This is a genomic window from Actinoplanes sp. CA-131856 (assembly GCF_050956135.1).
Lineage (GTDB): Bacteria > Actinomycetota > Actinomycetes > Mycobacteriales > Micromonosporaceae > Actinoplanes.
Map to the genome: position 1 here is coordinate 4100221 of NZ_CP191849.1, position 17789 is coordinate 4118009.

Consider the following 17789-nt stretch of genomic DNA (forward strand, 5'->3'; position numbering starts at 1 on the left):
GACTCCCTGGGCACCCCGGGCCAGGGAGTGCCACGGGTCCCACCGGCCGGCCGCCTGCCGCAGGGTGGAGCACATGGAATTCCTGGTCACGATGACCACCACGGTGCCGCCGGGCACGACACCGGACGAGGTGGCCGACATGCGCGCCCGCGAGGCGCTGAACACCGCCGATCTGGCCGCCAAGGGGCAGGTGCTGAGGCTCTGGCGGCCGCCGCTGGGCCCGGGGGAGTGGCGCTCGATCGGCCTGTTCGCGGCCGGCGACCCGGACGAGCTCGAGGCCGCGCTGGCCACGATGCCGCTGCGGGTGTGGCGCCGCGACGAGGTGACGCCGCTGGGTGCCTTCCCCAATGATCCGGGGCCGGGGCGGGTGCCGCTCAAGCCGGAGGCCCGCGAATTTCTGGTCCACTTCACGATCGAGGTTCCCGGGGGTACGCCTCGTGAGGCGGCCGAGGAGCGATTCGAGCAGGAGGCGGCTCAGACACGGCGGCTGGCCGCTGAGGGGCGGCTCGCGCGGCTGTGGACCGTCTCCGGCGGGCGCGGCGTGGGGCTGTGGCAGGCCACCGGCGACGATCAGATGCGGCACATCCTGCGGTCGCTGCCGCTGGCGGACTGGCTGACCACCGAGACGGTGCCGCTCACCCCGCACCCCAGCGACCCGGCCACGCTGGCGGCGGCACGGTGATCGCGCTGCGCAGTCCGGCCGGCCGCGCGCTGATCGCGACGACGGTGCTCGCCTCGGCGGTCGGCTTCATCGACGCGTACATGATCAATGTGGCGATCCCGGCCATCGGCAAGGACCTCGGCGCGAGCGTGAGCGAGCTCCAGTGGGTGCTGACCGGCTATCTCGTCACCGTGGCCTCGTTGCTGCTGCTGTCCGGGGCGCTGGCCGACCACTTCGGCCGGCGGCGGCTGCTCGCGGCCGGGCTGCTCGTCATGCTGGCCGCGTCGCTCGCCTGCGCCGCCGCGCCGAACGTGGGGACCCTCATCGCGGCCCGGGTCGTGCAGGGCGCGGGCGGGGCGCTGGTCGTGCCGAGCAGCCTGGCCCTGCTCAACGGCACCCTGCGCCGGCCCGACCGGGCCCGCGGCATCGGCGTCTGGGCCGGCATCTCCACGCTCGGCACGACCCTCGGGCCGTACGGCGGTGGCTGGCTCGTCGACCACGCCTCCTGGCGCTACGTCTTTCTGCTCAACCTGCCGCTCATCCTGGCCGCCCTCGCGCTGTTGCGGTTCGTGCCCGATGTGGACACCGCTCGGCGGCCGCTCAGCGTGGACGTGGCCGGCGCGCTGCTCGCGGTGGTGGGCCTGGGTGGCGTCATCTACGCCCTCACCGCGGGCGCCGACAAGGGCTGGGCCGACGGGCCGGTGCTGGCCGCGGCCGTGCTCGGCGTGGCCTGCCTGGCCGCGCTGGTGCCGGTCGAGCGGCGGCTGAGCCGGCCGATGCTGCGGCCCGAGCTGTTCCGGTCGCGGCCGTTCGACGCCATCAACGCGGCCACCGTGCTCTTCTACGGCGCCCTGAGCGCGGTGAGCTATCTGGTGATCCTCCAGTGCCAGCTCCGGCTCGGCTACAGCGCCACCGAGGCCGGCGCGGCCCTCATTCCGGAGTCGGCCGTCTTCCTGCTCGTGTCGCCTTTCGTGGGTGGTCTCGTGGCCCGGGCCGGCACCCGCTGGCCGATGGCCGGCGGCATCCTCGTCGTCGCGGCCGGTTTCGCCTGGCTGTCCGGCGCGAGCCCGGGACAGCCCTACGCGCAGGCGATCCTGCCCGGTGCGCTGCTGTTCGGCCTGGGCCTCGGGCTGGCCGTCGCGCCGCTCACGGCCGGGGTGCTGGCCGCCGTGGACGACAGCGACCTGGGTGAGGCCTCGGCCGTCAACGACGCCGCGTCCCGGGTCGGTGGCGTCGTGCTGGTCGCGCTCGTGCCGCTGCTGCTCGGCGCCCGCGGTGCCGCCGATCTCACGCAACCGCTCGCCGACAACTACCGGTTCGCGATGCTCGTACTGGCCGGGGTGACCGCCGTGGCGGCTGTCCTCACCGCCGTCCTCGTTCCGAGCCGCCGGATCACGCCGAAGCCGATGGCGCCCGCCCCACGTGTACAGGCCTGCGCAGTCTCCATCTGAAAGGACCAAGCCATGCTTTCCCTCGCGTCAAGCACCGTCGTCGTCATCGGCGGCACCTCCGGGATCGGTCTGGAGACCGCCCGGCAGGCCCGCGCGGCCGGCGCCGACGTCATCGTCACCGGGCGCGACGAGCGCCGCCTCAAGGAGGTGGGCGACGAGCTCGGCGCCACAGCCGTCCGGCTCGACCTGGCCGACCTCGGCGGATTCTTCGCATCGCTGCCGTCGCCCCTCGACCACGTGCTGCTCAGCGGCCCCGGCCCGGCCTACGCGCCGATCGCCGACATGGACTTCGCGGTGGCCCGTGAGCAGATCGACGACCACCTCGTCGGCGCCCTGCGGGTCGCGCGTGAGACCGCGGCCCGGGCCCGGCCGGGCGGTTCCCTCACGCTCATCACGGGTACGGGGGCCCGGCGGCCCGGCAAGGGCCTGATCCTGGCGGCCATCGGGACGGCGGCGCTGTCGGCCATCACGGCCAACGCCGCCCTGGAACTGGCGCCGCTGCGGGTCAACGCGGTCGCGGCCGGCTTCGTCGACACCCCGCTCTCGGCCCGGCTGCTCGGCGACCAACTGGAGAGCCGGCGGGCCGAGCTGCGGGCCACCCTGCCGATCGGCCGGGTCGTGGGCCCGGCCGACGTGGCCGCGCTGATCCTGCACCTGATGACGAACGACGCCCTCACCGGCGCCACCTACGACGTCGACGGCGGCCAGCAGCTCACGGGGTGACGTCACCGGCCGGCAGCACGTCGCGCAGCTGACGGCGGGACTCGATGCCCAGCTTGCCGAAGACCTTCCGCAGGTGCCACTCGACCGTGCGGGGGCTCAGGAACAGCCGTTCGCCGATCTCCGGATTGGAGTAGCCGTCGCGGGCCAGCAGGGCGATCTGGCGTTCCTGGGCGGTCAGCTCCTCGCCCGCCGTCTCGGCCGTGGGACGGCGGACCGCCTCGCCGGTGGCCAGCAGCTCCCGGCGGGCCCGCTCGGCGAACGCCTCCATGCCGATGGCCAAGAACATCTCGTACGCGGTGCGCAGATGCTCACGGGCCTCGAGCCGCTGCCGGCGCCGCCGCAGCCACTCGCCGAACACCAGATGGGCGCGGGCCAGCTCGGTCCGCAGCGCGGTACGGCTCAACCGGTCGACCGCCTCCTGGTAGAGCGACCCGGCCTCCGGCCCGTCGGACACCAGCGCGCGGCTGCGGGCCTCGACACCGCCCGCGAAGTCGGTGGAGAACGGCTGGGTCGCCTCGACCAGCCGGTCGAGCGCCTCCCGGGCGACCTCGAGCTCCCCGGACCGGGCCGCCGCCTCGACGAGCTCGGGCAGCAGCCACGTCGACAGGCCCGGCTCGGCCAGCCAGGTGGTGGACTGCGCGGCCCGCATCGCGTCCGGATAACGGGCCAGGCCGTTGTAGAGGACGGCGGCCGCCCACTGCCCGGCCGTGACGCCCATGCCCAGGCCGGCCGCGGCCGAGCTCTCGACCGTGGCCGCGACCAGCGCCGTGGTCTCCGGCTCGCGGCCACGTAGCGACAGCAGGCGCAGCTCCGCGTACGGCGGCAGCGGGATGCCGCTGGCCGAGGCGACGGCGGCCGCCTCGGCGATGAAGGCCGACGTGGCCGCGAAATCACCCGTCCACGAGCTGGCGTAGCCGACGACGGTCAGCAGATAGGGCAGCTCCCGCAGCGCGTAGGCGTCACGCACGATCCGGGTCCAGCGCTCGGACGTCTCCCGCATGGCCGCGTCGTCCCAGACGGCCGCGTTGACCCCGGTCGCCACCCAGCCCCAGCGCAGCACGTCGGCCGGGGGAAGCCCGGTGAGCGCGACGGCGGCCCGCCGCAGCACGTCGGCCGCCGCCGCCCGGCCGTCGGTCACGATCAGCGTGTAACCGTCGAGCAGGAGGTCGAGCGGGCCCGGGTCGGAGGGCGGCGGAAGGCGCCGCACGGCCTGGGAAACCGCCTGGAGGGCGGCCGGATCGGTGACGCTGACGGCGATGCCGTACGCGGTCAGGTACGTCTCGCGGGCCAGCCGTGGATCGACCGTCTCCAGCTGCCGGGCCGCCTCGATGGTGCGGGCGGTGGCGTCACCGCCGTGGCCGGAGGCGAGGGCGACCTGGCCGTGCAGCACGCCGGCCCGGCCCTTCTGGAGGCCGTCGAGCGGCCGGCCGCGCAGGGCGCCCAGCATCCGGCCGACGTCGTCGAGGTCGCCGGCCTGCAAACTCGCCTCGGCGGCGGCCAGCATCCGGTCGGTGCGCCGGGCCGGATCGGCGGTCAGCGCCACCGAACGCTGGAGGAAGGCGGCCGCCGCGGCGACACCGCCGCGAGCCTGCGCCCGCCCGGCGGACCGCTCCAGCTCGGCCGCGACGGCCTCGTCGGGCCCGGCCGTGGCGGACGCGTGGTGCCAGGCCCGCCGGTCGGGGTCGGCCGCCTGATCGGTCACCTCGGCCAGCGCGAGGTGCACGGCCCGGCGCTCGGCGGTGGTCGCGGCCCGGTAGACCGCGGAGCGCACCAGCGGATGCCGGAACGTCACGCGGTGGCCGACGGCGAGCAGACCGTCCGTGGCGTCGATGTCGAGGCCGGCACCGAGCCGGGCCGCCGCGTCCCGCACCAGGTCCGGGTCGCCGGCCGGTTCGGCCGCGGCGACCAGCAGCAGCGTGCGGGCCGGGGCGGGGAGCGCGCGGACCCGCTCCAGGAAGCTCTCCTCGATCTGCCCCGGCAGCGTGCCGGCGTCGAGCAGGCCGAAGCCGCCGGCCATCCGGGTCGTGCTCAGCCCGCGTGGCAGCTCGATCAGGGCGAGCGGGTTGCCGTGGGTCTCGGCCACGATCCGTTCGCGGACGCCCTGGTCGAGCGGCGCGTGGGTGACCGAGTCGAGCAGGTCGTAGGCTTCGGCGTCGGTCAGCCCGGTCACCTCCCGTTCGGGCAGCCCGCGCAGCTCCGGCCCGGGCTGCCGGGCCGCGAACAGGACGGCGATGGACTCGGCGAGCAGGCGGCGGGCGACGAAGCCGAGCACCTGGGCCGAGGCGCGGTCGAGCCAGTGGGCGTCGTCGACCAGGCAGAGCAGGGGCTGCTCCTCGGAGGCGCCGGAGAGCAGGTCGAGGGTGGCCAGGCCGACCAGGAAGGGGTCGGGCGGCGGGCTCTCGCGCATGCCGAAGACGGTCTCCAGGGCCTCACGCCGGGGCGCCGGCAGCCGCGGGCGCCGGTCGAGCAGCGGCAGCAGCAGCTGGTGCAGGGCGGCGAAGGGCAGCTCCATCTCCGACTCGATGCCGACCGCGCGGAGCACGTGGAATCCGGCGGCGGCCGTCTCGGCGTACTGGAGGATCGCGGTCTTGCCGATGCCGGCCGTCCCGCGCAGCACCAGCACGCGGCTCTCGCCGTCCCGCACCGCGGTGATCATGTCTTCGAGGACGCCGCGCTCGGCGGTCCGGTTGATCATGCGGGTACCTCGTTCTCGGCGAGGGGCAGGACATCGCGGAGCTGGCGCCGGGACTCGATGCCGAGCTTGGCGAAGACCTTCCGCAGATGCCATTCGACGGTGCGGGGACTCAGGAACAGCCGCTCACCGACCTCCGGGTTGGACAGGCCGGCCCGGACGAGCAGGGCGATCTGGCGTTCCTGGGCGGTCAGGCTCTCGGCCGGCCCGGCCCGCGCCACCGTCCGGCGGACGGTGTCGCCGGTGGCGAGCAACTCGCGCCGGGCACGTTCGGCGAAGGCCTCCATGCCGATGGCCACCAACATGTCGTACGCGGTGCGCAGCTGCTCGCGCGCCTCGACCCGGCGGCGTTCGCGGCGCAGCCACTCGCCGTACAGGAGGTGGGCGCGGGCCAGGTCGGGGCGCATGCGGGTGCGGGACAGCCGATCGAGCGCCGTGCGGTAGAGGGCGTCGGCCTCCGGTCCGTGCGCGACCAGCGCCCGGGCGCGGGCCTGGATGCCCGCCGGGAAGTCGTCGCCGAAGGGCCCGGTGCTCTCGGCGAGCCGGTCGACGGCCTCGCGGGCGACGGCGAGGTCGCCGGCGCGGGCGGCCGCCTCGACCAGCTCGGGCAGGACCCAGGCGAGGGTGTACGGATCCCACGTCTGCTCGGCCGCCTGCGCGGCCCGCATCGCCTCCGGATAGCGGGCCAGCCCGTTGTACAGGACAGCGGCCGCCCACGAGGCGCTCAGCTGGGCGGTGCCGAGCCCGGTCGCGCCGGCCATCGCGGCGCACGCCGCGACCAGCTCGGTGGTCTCGGCCTCACGGCCGCGCAGGGAAAGGAACCGCAGCTTGGCGAAGGGCGGCATGACGTCACCGATCGCGGCCGCGACGACGTCGCTCTCGTCGATGGCCGAGCTCGCCGCGTCGAACTCCCCGGACCAGAGCAGGGCGTAGCCCATCGCGGACAGGCAGATGGGCAACAGCTGGAGCGCGTCCGCCTCCCGCACGAGGCGTACCTGGCGGGCGTAGACGGCGCGCATGCCCTCGGTGTCCCAGAGCGCCGCGCTGGGGATGGTGGCCAGCCAGCCCAGCCGCCGCAGCAGATCCTCGTCCGGTTCGGCGGCCACCGCGGCGGCCGCTCGCCGCAGCTTGCCGGCGGCGGCCGCGTGCCCCTCCGTGGCCAGCGTGGCGTAGCTGTCGAGGAGCAGGTCGACCAGCTGCGGGCCGGGCCGTGGCGCGAGGGCGCGGATCGCTTCGCTGACGGCGAGGATGGTGCCGCGGTCGGCGGCGGTGATGGCCATGCCCCACGCGGTCAGACAGGTCTCGCGGGCGAGCCCGGGATCGGCGGGCTCCAGCTGCCGCGCCGCCGCCAGCGTCTGCCGGGCGGCCTGGCTCGCGCCCCCGCCCGTGGCGTACGACACCTGGCCGCGCAGGACTCCCGCCCGGCCGCGCTGCCGGCCGTCGAGCGGCCGGTCGCCGGCCGCGCTCAGCAGGCGGCCGACGGCGTCGAGGTCGCCGGCCTGGAAACTGGCCTCGGCGGCCGCGAGCATCCGGTCGGCGCGGCGGACCGGATCGGCCGTGAGAGCCGCCGAGCGCTGGAGGAAGGCGGCCGCGGCGGCCACCCCGCCCCGCGCCTGGGCCCGGCCGGCGGACCGCTCCAGCTCGGCCGCGACGGCCTCGTCGGGCCCGGCGGCGGCCGAGGCGAGATGCCAGGCACGCCGGTCCGGGCCGGTCGCCGGATCGGTGACCTCGGCCAGGGCCAGGTGCGCGGCCCGGCGCTGTTCCGCGGTCGCGTCGCGATAGACGGCCGAGCGGACCAGCGGGTGCCGGAAGGTGACGCGATGGTCGATGCTCAGCAGCCCGCCGGTGTCCTCGGTGTCGACCGCCGAGCCGAGCCGTGCGGTCGCGGCCAGGACGACGTCCGGATCGCCGACCGGCTCGGCGGCCGCGACGAGCAGCAGGGTCCGGGCCGCGCCGGTGAGCCCGGCGATCCGGGCCAGGAAGCTCTCCTCGATCTGGCTGGGCAGGGAGTCGGCGTTGAGCAGGCCGAGCCCGGCGGCCATCCGCGAGGCGGTGAGCCCGCGCGACAGCTCGATCAGGGCGAGCGGGTTGCCGTGGGTCTCGGCCACGATGCGCTCGCGGATGCCGAGGTCGGCCGGCGCTCGGGCCACGGAGGCGAGCAGGGTGTGCGCGTCGGTGTCCCGCAGGCCGGTGATCTCCCGCTCGGGCAGGCCCCGCAGCTCCGGCACCGGCTGCCGGGCCGCGAACAGGACGGCGACCGGCTCGGCCACCAGCCGGCGGGCGACGAAACCCAGCACCTGGGCCGAAGCGCGGTCGAGCCATTGGGCGTCGTCCACCACGCACAGCAGCGGCCGCTCCTCCGAGGCGCCGGACAGCAGGTCGAGCGCGGCCAGCCCGACCAGGAACGGGTCGGGCGGGACGCCCTCACGCATGCGGAAGACGGTCTCCAAGGCCTCGCGCCGCGGCGCCGCCAGCCGCGGGAACCGGTCGAACAGAGGCAGGAGCAGCTGGTGCAGGGCGGCGAAGGGCAGCTCCATCTCGGACTCGATGCCGACGGCGCGGAGCACGTGCAAGTCAGCCGCGGCCGTCTCGGCGTACTGGAGAATCCTCGTCTTTCCGATGCCGGCGGCACCGCGCAGCACGAGCACGCGGCTCTCGCCCCGCCGGACGGCGGCGATCATGTCGTCGAGAGCGGCCCGTTCGCCGGTCCGGTCGATCACGCGGGAACCTCGGCTTCCGTGCGGGGGACGGCGTCCCGCAGCCCCCGAACCTCGAGGTCGGGCGGCCCGAGCAGCACCGGCCCGCGCCCCCGCGCGCCGTGCAGCACGAGGACGCGGCTCTCCCCGTCGCGGGCAGCCTTCACCGGCCGGTCGAGGGCGGCACACTCCGCCCGCCGCCCGGCAAGCGGCCCGGCACCTCCGTACCGCCTTTGCCGCACAAGCTCCCCCCGGGCTGAGCAGGCCGAACGCGATGACGCACCAGTCTTGACCATCGGCCGATCGGCATCCTATGACCTACATCACGGTTTCAGGCGCGGCGGTTTGAAACGGCGGACTGCCCGAAAGTGATGTGCAGGACGACGGCGTCGTCGATGGCCGGGCCGTCGTGGGGGATCCGGCCGAGCAGGGTCTCGGCCAGGCCGGCGCCGGTCTCGCGGGCGACAGTGACGGCCAGGCGGTCCAGGCCTGCGAGCAGAGGCTCGGTACGGCGTTCCACGAGCCCGTCGGTGTAGAGGATCAGGTGGGCGCCCGGTGGAACGTCGCGTTCGGCCTGCGGGCGGGGGCCGGGCTCGACGGCCAGCGGCATGGAACGGCCCTCCCACAGGAACTCGCCGCCGTCGGCCGTCGTCAGCAGGGGCGGAGGGTGCCCGGCGCAGGCGTAGCGGAGACGGCGCGTGGCGGGGTGGTAGTCGGCGTAGGCGACCGTGCACATGTGCGCGCCGTCGATGACCGCGCTGGCCCGGTCGAGGCCGGCCAGCACCTCGGCCGGGCCGGCGGCGGTCTGTGCCAGCAGCCGCAGGGCCGACTGGAGACGGGCCATGGCCGCGGCCGCGGCCAGGTCGTGGCCGACCACGTCGCCGACGGCGAAGCCGACGCGGTCGCCCGGGAGGTCGAAGACGTCGTACCAGTCGCCGCCGACGTGGTGGGTCAGGTCGGCCGGGCGATATCCGGCGCGCACCGTCACGCCGGGCCGCGCCGGGCCGACGGCCGGCAGCAGGGCCTGCTGCAACTGGTGGGCGGCGCCGACCGCCCGGTCCCGCTCGGTCACGCCGACCGTGAGGAAGCAGGCGCCCAGCACGGCCACCGCCAGGAACAGCTGAAGAGTGGCCGTCTTGAGGTCGACCGGGCCGTCGAGGGCCGCCCACGGGCCCCGGCCGGCGCCGGTCAGCGTGTTCGCGGTGACGGTCATGGCCAGGCCCGACGTCATCGTCACGGCCAGCGGCTGAGTGAAGCCGAGCCCGAACAGCAGCGGGATCGGCAGGTAGAACAGCGGCAGATGCTGAGGCCAGAAGCCGACCGCGGTGACGGCCACGGTGACCAGGACGGCCGGCACGCACCGGGTCAGCAGCGACCGCCGCCAGGCCAGGACGGTGCCGGCGACGGTCAGGGCGCCGGTGGCGTCACCGGCCCAGAACGGCAGGAACGAGGAGAACCAGCCCCGGTCCTGGGCGAGGGCGATGGTGGTGCCGCCGATCAGGGCGCCCACGGCCGGGCCGGCGACCACACCGAAGGCCAGGAAGGCCAGCAGGTGCCGGCGCTGTGCCAGGTCGACCGGGCCGGGCACGGCCCGGCGCAGCAGCAACGCGCCGACCAGGGGTTCCATCGTGTTGGCGGCGGCGAAGCCCAGGGCGTACACCGGATCGAGGTCGTGCCCGACGTCGATGAGCAGCTCGAGGGCCGCGACGAGGCCGAGGATCCACGGCCAGTCGCGGCGCGGGCTGAGCAGCAAAGCCGACAGGGTGACGCCGGCCGGGAGGAAGAGCACCACGATCGAGTCGGCGTCGAAGACGACGAAGGCCAGCTGAGCGCCGATCGTGTACGCCACGGCGACGGTCAGCAGCAGGCGGAGCCTCGTCATGAGAACAGTCGGAGCACGCCCGTGATCTCCAGAGTCGTCCGGGCGATGCCGTGGACGTTCACCAGCTCGAGCCGCGAACCCTGGGCGACCGCGGCGGCGCGGGCCCGGATCAGCGCCTCGATGCCCGTCGAGTCGCAGAACGCGACGCCGTCCATGTCGACCAGCACCCGGGCCGGCCGGGTCTCGGCCAGCGCCGCCTCGATGAACGAGCGGACCTCGTCGCTGCTGGCCAGGTCGAGCTCGCCGGTGAGCGCGACCCGGACGGCGTCACCGTCCGGCCGTTTGACGATCTTCACGGCGCGTTCTCCTGCCACGGGGCGGCCTCGGCCGGGCGGAACTCGACGTGGACCCGCTTGCCGTCGCCCTCGTCCGCCACATACCACCGGTCGGTCAGCGCGTCGAGCAGCAGCAGCCCGCGACCGCCACGGTCGTCCGGCTCGCGGCGCCGGGGGACGACCGCCGAGGCGTCGGCGACCGACAGGGTCACCCGTGCGGCGTACGCGTCGACGGCGACCGCGACGAAGTGGCCGCCACCGTGCTGCACCGCGTTCGTGACCACCTCGCTGACGACGACGGCGACCGCGTCGAGCCAGCCGTCGTCGCCGAAACCCCACTCCCGCAGGCACGTCACGACACGGTGACGCGCGTCTCCGGGTGCCTGAGGGCCCGCTTCGACCTCGAACCTCAGGCTGCGCTGAGCCATGGGTCAGGACGCTACCTCAGATCGACGGGGTTCGGTGTCACCCAGATCGCCGTATCGGCGGGCAGCGCCACGATGCCGTCCCGCTCCTCGACACCGGCGCCGTCCGAGGCGAGAAGCACCCGCCGCGCGGGCACGAAGGCGGTCGACGAGCTCATGTTGATCCAGCAGGTGACCGGGTCGGGGTCGCCGTCGCGGGCCACCAGGTCGATCCGGACGACGTCGCCGACGCGCGACACCGCGGCCAGCCCGGAGCCCAGCGCCGGATAGAGCGAGCGCATCGAGATGGCCTGCCGGTAGAGCGACAGCGCCGAGGACGGGTCGGCCGCCTGGCGGTTCACGGCGTAGTCCCGCCAGCCGTCCGGGATCGGCAGCCACGGCTCGGCGCTGCCCGCGGCGGAGAAGCCGCCCCGGGCGTCGTGGTCGTCCCACGGCATCGGCACCCGGCAGCCGTCGCGGCCGGCCCGCTTGCCGCCGGAGCGGAAGAAGATGGGGTCCCGCTTGGCGGCCTCGGGGACCTCGGCCTCGGGCAGGCCCAGCTCCTCGCCCGCGTAGAGATAGGCCGAGCCGGGAAGCGCGAGCATCAGCAGCGCCGCCGCCCGCGCCCGGCGCTCCGAGCCGTACCGGGTGACCTGCCGTGCCTTGTCGTGGTTGCCCAGCACCCAGGGGGCCGGCGCGCCGACCGATGCGAAGACCGCGAGCGCCTCGGCGATCGTGTCGGCGAAGGCGGACGCGTCCCACTTGCTCTTGAGCAGCCGGAACTGGAAGGCGTGCTGGAGCTCGTCGGGGCGCGCGTACAGCCCGACCTGCTTCAGGTCGGCCAGGGAGACCTCGCCGACCAGCATGCGGCCGTTCTCGTATGAGTCGCCGACCGCGCGCCAGCGGCGCCAGATCTCGTGGATCCGGGGCTGGTTGGTGGTCATGACCTGCTCGGGCCCGTGCCCGAACAGGGTGGGGGAATAGACGCCCGGGTTGTCGCGGTACTCCGGGTCCTTGAAGAGCCCGTACGCCACGTCGACCCGGAACCCGTCGACACCCAGGTCGTACCAGAACCGCAACGTGTCGTCGAAGTCCTCCGCGACCTCGGGGTTGTCCCAGTTCAGGTCCGGCTGCTCGGGCGTGAACAGGTGCAGGTACCAGCGGCCGTCGGGCGTACGGGACCAGGCCGGGCCGCCGAACATGCTCTGCCAGTTGTTGGGCGGCTCCTCGCTCGGCGGCCGGAAGTGGTAGCGCGCCGCCTCCGGGCTGTCCGGGTCGGCCAGCGCCGTGCGGAACCAGGCGTGCTGGTCGCTGGTGTGGTTGGGGACGATGTCGAGCAGTACCTTCAGGCCGAGGCCGTGCGCGTCCTCGACGAGGCCGCGGACCTCCTCGACGTCGCCGTAGACGGGGTCGACGGCCTTGTAGTCGATGACGTCGTAGCCGCCGTCGGCCCCGCCCGACGGGTAGTGCGGGGTCACCCACACCGCGTCGACGCCGAGCGACTTCAGATAGTTGAGCCGCGAGCGCAGGCCCGCGAAATCGCCGATCCCGTCGCCGTTCCCGTCGGCGAACGACCGCAGATAGACCTGGTAGACGACGGCGTCGCGCCACCAGGCGTCCCGGGTTCCGGCGGCCTGGGTGTCGCGGGGGTGGAGGATCGGCTCTGCTGACATGCCCGGCCTGATCGGCCGGGACGCGGCCGCCCGGCAGGGTCGCACCGGACCGCAACCCAGTTGCAGCCAGTCGCCTTACATATGCCGCGGGCCGGGCGCGCGGCCAGCATCGACGCATGACCGAACCGGTAGTTCAGACATCACCGACGACGTTGCCGCTCACCACCGCGCAGGCGCTCGTCGAGGCGGCCGTCGCGAAGGCGCGCGAGGTCGGCATCCCGTACACGTTCGCGGTCCTCGACGGCGGCGGCCATCTCGTGCAGCTGACCCGGATGGACGGCGCCGCGCTGGCCGCCATCGACCTCTCGGTGGCCAAGGCGCGAACGGCCGTTCACTTCGGGGCGGCCACGGCCGATCTCGTGCCGATGGCGCAACCGGGCGGCCCACTGTTCACCGCCGCGACGGCGGCCACGCTCCCGCTCGCCTTCGTCGCCGGCGGGGTGCCCGTCAAGGACGCCGGTGGCCTGGTCATCGGCGCCCTCGGCGCGGGCGGCGGCTCGCCGCGGCAGGACCACGAGATCGCCGTGGCGGCGGCGGGAGCGCTGTAAAGAGAAAGGGAGTGCGGCGCCCGGCCGCACTCCCCGTTGTGAGCGGTGCTTACGCGGCCGCGGCCTCCTTGATGAGCTCGACCAGCTGGGCCGCCTCGGGGATGGCCACGGTGTGCGAGCCGCCGGCCAGCTCGACGGTCCGCTTGGAGCCGGCGCGCTCGGCCATGAAGCGGTGCGCGGCGACCGGGATGTTGAGGTCGTCGCTGCCGAACAGGAACCAGGACGGGATCGTCTTCCACGCGGCCTCGGCCGACTTCTCGCCCAGGGCGGCGTCGGTGATGGGGCGCTGGGTCACGGCCCAGACGGCGGCGTCCTCGGCCGGGGAGTCGGCGGCGAACTGGTGGTGGTAGAGGTCCTGCTTGATGTAGAGGTCGGTGCCGCCGCCGGGCAGGGCGACCGGGTTCAGGGTCTCGCCCAGCGAGCTGCCCGGGTACTTGCCGGCCAGGTCGCCGGCGCTCTCGCCGGCGTCCGGGGCGAACGCGCCGACGTACACCAGGGCCTTGATGTTGGGGTTGCCCTCGGCGGCGTTGGTGATGACCATGCCGCCGTAGGAGTGGCCGACCAGCACCACGTCGCCGGAGAGGGAGGCGAGGGTGGCCTTGAGATATCCGGCGTCGTTGCTGACGCCGCGCAGCGGGTTGGCCAGGGCGATGGCCGGGAAGCCGGCCTCACGCAGACCCTTGACGACACCGTTCCAGCTCGCCGACTCGGCGAACGCGCCGTGCACCAGCACGATGGTGGGCTTGCTCATGATTCCCCCAGGTGGAAAGTGATGTTCCGCGTTGACCCCTCGATCCTGCGGGCGCCGGGGCAGCCCGGGCATCCGTCGGTTGACTGAGCAAGCTCAGGATCGGTGGACCGGCCGTGGCATGCGCCGGCCGGCCGGGGACAATCCGGCTGTGACCGAGGACATGTGGCTCGAACGGGCGCTCGCGGACGAGGACGACTGGGACGAGGCCGTGCGGGAACTGGCCGAGCGGGAGGCCTACGACTGGGCGATCGCCCGCGTCGCCGATCCCGACGTGCGCGTGCGGCGGTTCGCGGCCGACGTCGTGGAGGAGCTCAGCTTCGACCCCAAGCCGTCCAAGGCCGCGGCGATCGCGACGTTGACCGAGCGTCTCGCGGCCGAGGACGACGGCTGTGCGCTCGCGAGCGTCGTCATCGCGTACACCCAATATCATCATCCGCACACGCGGCCGGAGCTCAGGAAGTTGGCGGATCATCGCGACCCGCGCGTGCGGGCGGCGGTGGCCGACGGCGTCGGCGAGCCGGCGACGTTGCTGACGCTGGCCGGCGACACCGACGGCGAGGTCCGCGCCACCGCCCTGGCCTGGCTGTTCCGCCTCTACGACTTCGCTCCCGAGATCGGCGCGGCCTTCGCCGCCCACCGCCACGACGAGCACCTGGACGCCCGCATCCCGTCCCTGGCCGGGCTGGCCCGCGCCGGCGACGACACGGCCCTCGCCGAGCTGCTGGAGCTCGCCGGGGGCCGCGACGACGTGCCCGCCTATTGGCGGTACGACGAGGTCGTCCTGTGGCGGAAGCACACACGTCAGTCGAACGTCGTGCCCTCGGCCGCCTTGACCAGCAACAGCGGCGGCGGGTCGAAGCGGTCGCCGTAGCGGCCGGCCAGTTGCCGCGCCCGTGCGACGAAACCGGGCAACCCGCCCTCGTACTGGTTGATGTACTGGAGTACGCCGCCGGTCCAGCCCGGATAGCCGATGCCGAGGATCGAGCCGATGTTGGCCTCGGCCACCGAGGTGAGCACACCCTCGTCGAGGCACTTCACGGTCTCGATGGCCTCGATGAAGAGCATCCGCTCCTTCAGGTCGGCGAACGGCGGGCGGGCCGTGCCGCCGAACGCCGACAGACCCGGCCAGAGCCGGACCCGGCGCCCGTCCGCGTACTCGTAGAAGCCGGCGCCCGACGACCGGCCCGGACGGCCGAACTCGTCGATCATCCGGTCGATGACGGCGTCGGCCGGATGCGGTGTCCCGGCCCCAGCGGCCAGCGCCTCCTCGCGGATCTTGCGGGGGAGCGTGAGGGTGAGCTCGTCCATCAGGGCCAGCACGGGCGCGGGATAGCCGGCCTGGCTCGACGCCTGCTCGATGCTGGCCGGCGGCACGCCCTCGGCCAGCATGGCCACACCCTCGTTGGTGAACGTGCCGATGACCCGGCTGGTGAAGAAGCCGCGGCTGTCGTTGACCACGATCGGCGTCTTGCGCAGGAGACGGACCACGGCCAGGGCCCGCCCCAGCGCCTCGTCGCTCGTCCTCTCGCCCCGGATCACCTCGACCAGCGGCATCTTCGGCACCGGGGAGAAGAAGTGCAGCCCGATGAAGTCGGTGTCGCGGCGCACGCCCTCGGCGAGCGCCGTGATGGGCAGGGTGGACGTGTTGGAGCAGAGCAGCGCGTCGGGGGCGACGACGCCCTCGATCTCGGCGAAGACCTTGTGCTTGAGGGCGGGGTCCTCGAAGACCGCCTCGATGACGAGGTCGGCCCCGGCCAGGTCGGCGACGTCGGCGGTCGGGGTGATCAGATCCGACGCGTGCGTGGCCGCCCGCTCGTAGTCGACGTCGCGGAGCACGACCGGCACCCCGGCCTTCGCGAGCACCTGGGCGATGCCGGCGCCCATCATGCCGGCGCCGAGCACGGCCGCCTTGCGCGGCTTCGGGAAGGAGCCGCTGTCGCGCGCGTTCGCGGCGTTCCGGTCGAAGAAGAACGCCTTGATCATGTTCTTGGCGACCGGCCCGGTCACGAGGCCGGCGAAGTAGCGGCTCTCGATGACGAACGCGGTGTCCACATCGACCTGTGTGCTCTCGACCGCGGCGGCGAGGATGTGCTTCGGCGCCGGATAGGGCGCGCCCTTCAGCTGCTGGCGCAGGACAGCCGGAAGGGCCGGCAGCGTCCGGCGGTCCACCTCGACGGTGTCCCACGGCTGCGTGGCGTCCGGGTTGGCCCGGATCCACTCCCGGGCCGCGCCCATCAGCTCCTCGGGCGTCGCCACGATCTGGTCGAGCAGACCGATCTCCAGGGCGGCCCGCGCCTTGTGGCGGGTTCCTTTCAGAAGTACGTGGGTGAGCGCCTCCGTGAGACCGAGGAGCCGCACGGTCCGTACGACCCCGCCACCGGCCGGGAGCAGCCCGAGCGTGACCTCCGGGCAGCCGAGCTCGGCGTCCGGCAGCGCGATGCGCCGGTGACAGGCCAGGGCGATCTCCAGGCCGCCGCCGAGCGCGGCCCCGTTGATGGCCGCGACCACCGGCCGGTCCAGCCGCTCCAGACGCCGGAGCTGCGCCTTCACCAGGTTGGCCCGGTCGAAGGCGGCCTGTGCGCTGTCGTACGCCCGCAGGCTGTCCAGATCGCCGCCGGCGAACCACGACTTCTTGGCCGACGCGAGGATGACGCCGGTGATGTCGTCACGTTCGCGCTCCAGGCGGGAGACCGCCGCCTCCATGGCCCGGACGTACGCCTCGTTCATCGTGTTCACGGCCCGGCCCGGGTCGTCGAACGTGAGCACGACGACGCCGTCCTCGTCACGCTTGTAGTTGATGGCCATTCGCAGCTCCTCAGAGTCGCTCGACGACTGTCGCGACACCCATGCCGCCGCCGATGCAGAGCGTGGCCAGGCCGTACCGGCCGCCGCGGCGCTCGAGCTCGTCGACCAGGGTGCCCAGGATCATGGCGCCGGTCGCGCCGAGCGGGTGACCCATCGCGATGGCGCCACCGTTGACGTTCACGATCTCGGGGTCGAGCTTGAGATCGTCGATGTAGTGCAGCACGACGGCCGCGAAAGCCTCGTTGATCTCGACGAGGTCGAGGTCGCCGGCGCCGATGCCGGCCCGCTCCAGGGCCTTGCGGCTGGCCGGGGCGGGACCGGTCAGCATGATGGTCGGATCGTCGCCGCTGAGCGCGGCCCCCGCTATGCGGGCCCGCGGGGTCAGCCCGGCCCGCTCGCCCGCGGCGGCCGAGCCGATCAGCGTGAGCGCGGCCCCGTCGACGATGCCGGACGAGTTGCCGGCCGTGTGCACGTGCTCGATCCGCTCGACCCAGTGGTATTTCTGCAGCGCCACCGCGTCGAAGAAGGCCATGTCGCCGAAGGACGGCTTGAGCGCGCCGAGCCCGTCCAGGGTGGAGCCGGGCCGCACGTGCTCGTCACGGTCGAGGACCATCAGGCCGTTACGGTCGCGGACCGGCACCACCGAGCGGTCGAACCAGCCGTTGGCCCAGGCCCGCGCGGCCCGCTGCTGCGAGCGCAGCGCGAACGCGTCGACCCGTTCCCGGTCGAGGCCGTCGAGCGTGGCGATCAGGTCGGCGCCGATGCCCTGGGGCACGAAGTTCGCGACGAGGTTGGTCTCCGGGTCCATCGACCAGGCGCCGCCGTCGGAGCCCATCGGCACCCGTGACATCGACTCGACGCCGCCGGCCAGGACCAGGTCGCCCCAGCCCGAGCGCACCTTCTGGGCGGCGTTGTTGACCGCTTCCAGGCCGGAGCCGCAGAACCGGTTGAGCTGCACGCCGGAGACGGTGTGGGGCAGGCCGGCCGCGATCGCCGCCGTCTTGGCGATGACCGAGCCCTGGTCGCCCAGCGGCGAGACGACACCGAGCACCACGTCCTCGATGTCGGCCGGGTCGACGCCGGGATGGCGGCGCAGCGTCTCGTCGATCAGCCCGGTGACCAGGGAGAGGGGTTTCGTGCCGTGCAGGGCGCCGGATCTCTTGCCCCGCCCGCGCGGGGTGCGCAGGGCCTCGTACAGGAAAGCGTCGATGGTCATCGCCCGTCCTCT

Annotated in this window: 15 protein-coding genes; 5 read left to right on the forward strand and 10 right to left on the reverse strand. The window is 74.1% G+C overall.

Translation table 11 applies throughout. The features are described 5' to 3' along the window. The first annotated feature begins 73 nt into the window (after nucleotides 1-73). From ACQP2X_RS18930 to ACQP2X_RS18940, 3 genes are read left to right on the forward strand one after another with little or no spacing between them, the layout of a single operon-like run. The gene (locus tag ACQP2X_RS18930; protein WP_498698727.1) at nucleotides 74-682 is read left to right on the forward strand and encodes a muconolactone Delta-isomerase family protein; all 609 of its coding nucleotides are present in this window, start codon (nucleotides 74-76) and stop codon (nucleotides 680-682) included. After that, on the forward strand, nucleotides 679-2112 hold the full coding sequence (locus tag ACQP2X_RS18935) for a DHA2 family efflux MFS transporter permease subunit (RefSeq protein WP_498698728.1): 1434 nt from the start codon (nucleotides 679-681) through the stop codon (nucleotides 2110-2112). The genes ACQP2X_RS18930 and ACQP2X_RS18935 overlap by 4 nt, the downstream gene beginning before the upstream one ends. 12 nt (nucleotides 2113-2124) lie before the next feature. Then, nucleotides 2125-2835: an SDR family oxidoreductase gene (locus ACQP2X_RS18940; protein WP_498698730.1), complete on the forward strand. Its 711-nt coding sequence runs from the start codon at nucleotides 2125-2127 to the stop codon at nucleotides 2833-2835. On the opposite strand, the gene ACQP2X_RS18945 is transcribed toward ACQP2X_RS18940, so the two are convergent. From ACQP2X_RS18945 to ACQP2X_RS18975, 7 genes are all read right to left on the reverse strand, one after another. After that, on the reverse strand, nucleotides 2825-5530 hold the full coding sequence (locus ACQP2X_RS18945; protein WP_498698732.1) for an ATP-binding protein: 2706 nt from the start codon (nucleotides 5528-5530) through the stop codon (nucleotides 2825-2827). The genes ACQP2X_RS18940 and ACQP2X_RS18945 overlap by 11 nt on opposite strands. Further along, entirely contained in the window at nucleotides 5527-8247 is a 2721-nt protein-coding gene (locus ACQP2X_RS18950; RefSeq protein ID WP_498698734.1) for an ATP-binding protein, read from the reverse strand. The genes ACQP2X_RS18945 and ACQP2X_RS18950 overlap by 4 nt, the downstream gene beginning before the upstream one ends. After that, a complete protein-coding gene (locus ACQP2X_RS18955) occupies nucleotides 8244-8390 on the reverse strand; it encodes a hypothetical protein (RefSeq protein ID WP_498698736.1) in 147 nt (48 codons plus the stop codon). The genes ACQP2X_RS18950 and ACQP2X_RS18955 overlap by 4 nt, the downstream gene beginning before the upstream one ends. Before the next feature lie 164 nt (nucleotides 8391-8554). Then, complete coding sequence (locus tag ACQP2X_RS18960) at nucleotides 8555-10105, reverse strand: PP2C family protein-serine/threonine phosphatase (RefSeq protein ID WP_498698737.1); 1551 nt, start codon at nucleotides 10103-10105, stop codon at nucleotides 8555-8557. Then, the gene (locus ACQP2X_RS18965; protein WP_498698739.1) at nucleotides 10102-10401 is read right to left on the reverse strand and encodes an STAS domain-containing protein; all 300 of its coding nucleotides are present in this window, start codon (nucleotides 10399-10401) and stop codon (nucleotides 10102-10104) included. Before ACQP2X_RS18965 ends, ACQP2X_RS18960 begins: the two co-directional genes overlap by 4 nt. Further along, nucleotides 10398-10808, reverse strand: coding sequence for an ATP-binding protein (locus ACQP2X_RS18970; RefSeq protein WP_498698740.1), 411 nt, complete (start codon nucleotides 10806-10808; stop codon nucleotides 10398-10400). Before ACQP2X_RS18970 ends, ACQP2X_RS18965 begins: the two co-directional genes overlap by 4 nt. Before the next feature lie 11 nt (nucleotides 10809-10819). After that, on the reverse strand, nucleotides 10820-12457 hold the full coding sequence (locus tag ACQP2X_RS18975) for a glycoside hydrolase family 13 protein (RefSeq protein ID WP_498698741.1): 1638 nt from the start codon (nucleotides 12455-12457) through the stop codon (nucleotides 10820-10822). 116 nt (nucleotides 12458-12573) lie between these two features. Here ACQP2X_RS18975 and ACQP2X_RS18980 point away from each other — a divergent pair, with 116 nt between their 5' ends. Next, nucleotides 12574-13005 carry a GlcG/HbpS family heme-binding protein gene (locus ACQP2X_RS18980; RefSeq protein ID WP_498698743.1) on the forward strand — a complete coding sequence of 144 codons (432 nt, stop codon included), beginning with the start codon at nucleotides 12574-12576 and terminating at the stop codon, nucleotides 13003-13005. A gap of 49 nt (nucleotides 13006-13054) precedes the next feature. On the opposite strand, the gene ACQP2X_RS18985 is transcribed toward ACQP2X_RS18980, so the two are convergent. Continuing rightward, nucleotides 13055-13756, reverse strand: a complete 702-nt coding sequence (locus tag ACQP2X_RS18985; RefSeq protein WP_498698744.1) for an alpha/beta fold hydrolase — start codon at nucleotides 13754-13756, stop codon at nucleotides 13055-13057. A gap of 148 nt (nucleotides 13757-13904) precedes the next feature. Between ACQP2X_RS18985 and ACQP2X_RS18990 the strand changes: the two genes are divergently transcribed. Continuing rightward, nucleotides 13905-14627, forward strand: coding sequence for a hypothetical protein (locus ACQP2X_RS18990; RefSeq protein WP_498698746.1), 723 nt, complete (start codon nucleotides 13905-13907; stop codon nucleotides 14625-14627). On the opposite strand, the gene ACQP2X_RS18995 is transcribed toward ACQP2X_RS18990, so the two are convergent. Both ACQP2X_RS18995 and ACQP2X_RS19000 read right to left on the reverse strand, forming a co-directional pair. After that, the gene (locus tag ACQP2X_RS18995) at nucleotides 14558-16561 is read right to left on the reverse strand and encodes a 3-hydroxyacyl-CoA dehydrogenase NAD-binding domain-containing protein (RefSeq protein ID WP_498698747.1); all 2004 of its coding nucleotides are present in this window, start codon (nucleotides 16559-16561) and stop codon (nucleotides 14558-14560) included. The genes ACQP2X_RS18990 and ACQP2X_RS18995 overlap by 70 nt on opposite strands. A gap of 10 nt (nucleotides 16562-16571) precedes the next feature. Next, nucleotides 16572-17777, reverse strand: coding sequence for an acetyl-CoA C-acetyltransferase (locus ACQP2X_RS19000; protein ID WP_498698749.1), 1206 nt, complete (start codon nucleotides 17775-17777; stop codon nucleotides 16572-16574). Nucleotides 17778-17789 lie beyond the last annotated feature (12 nt).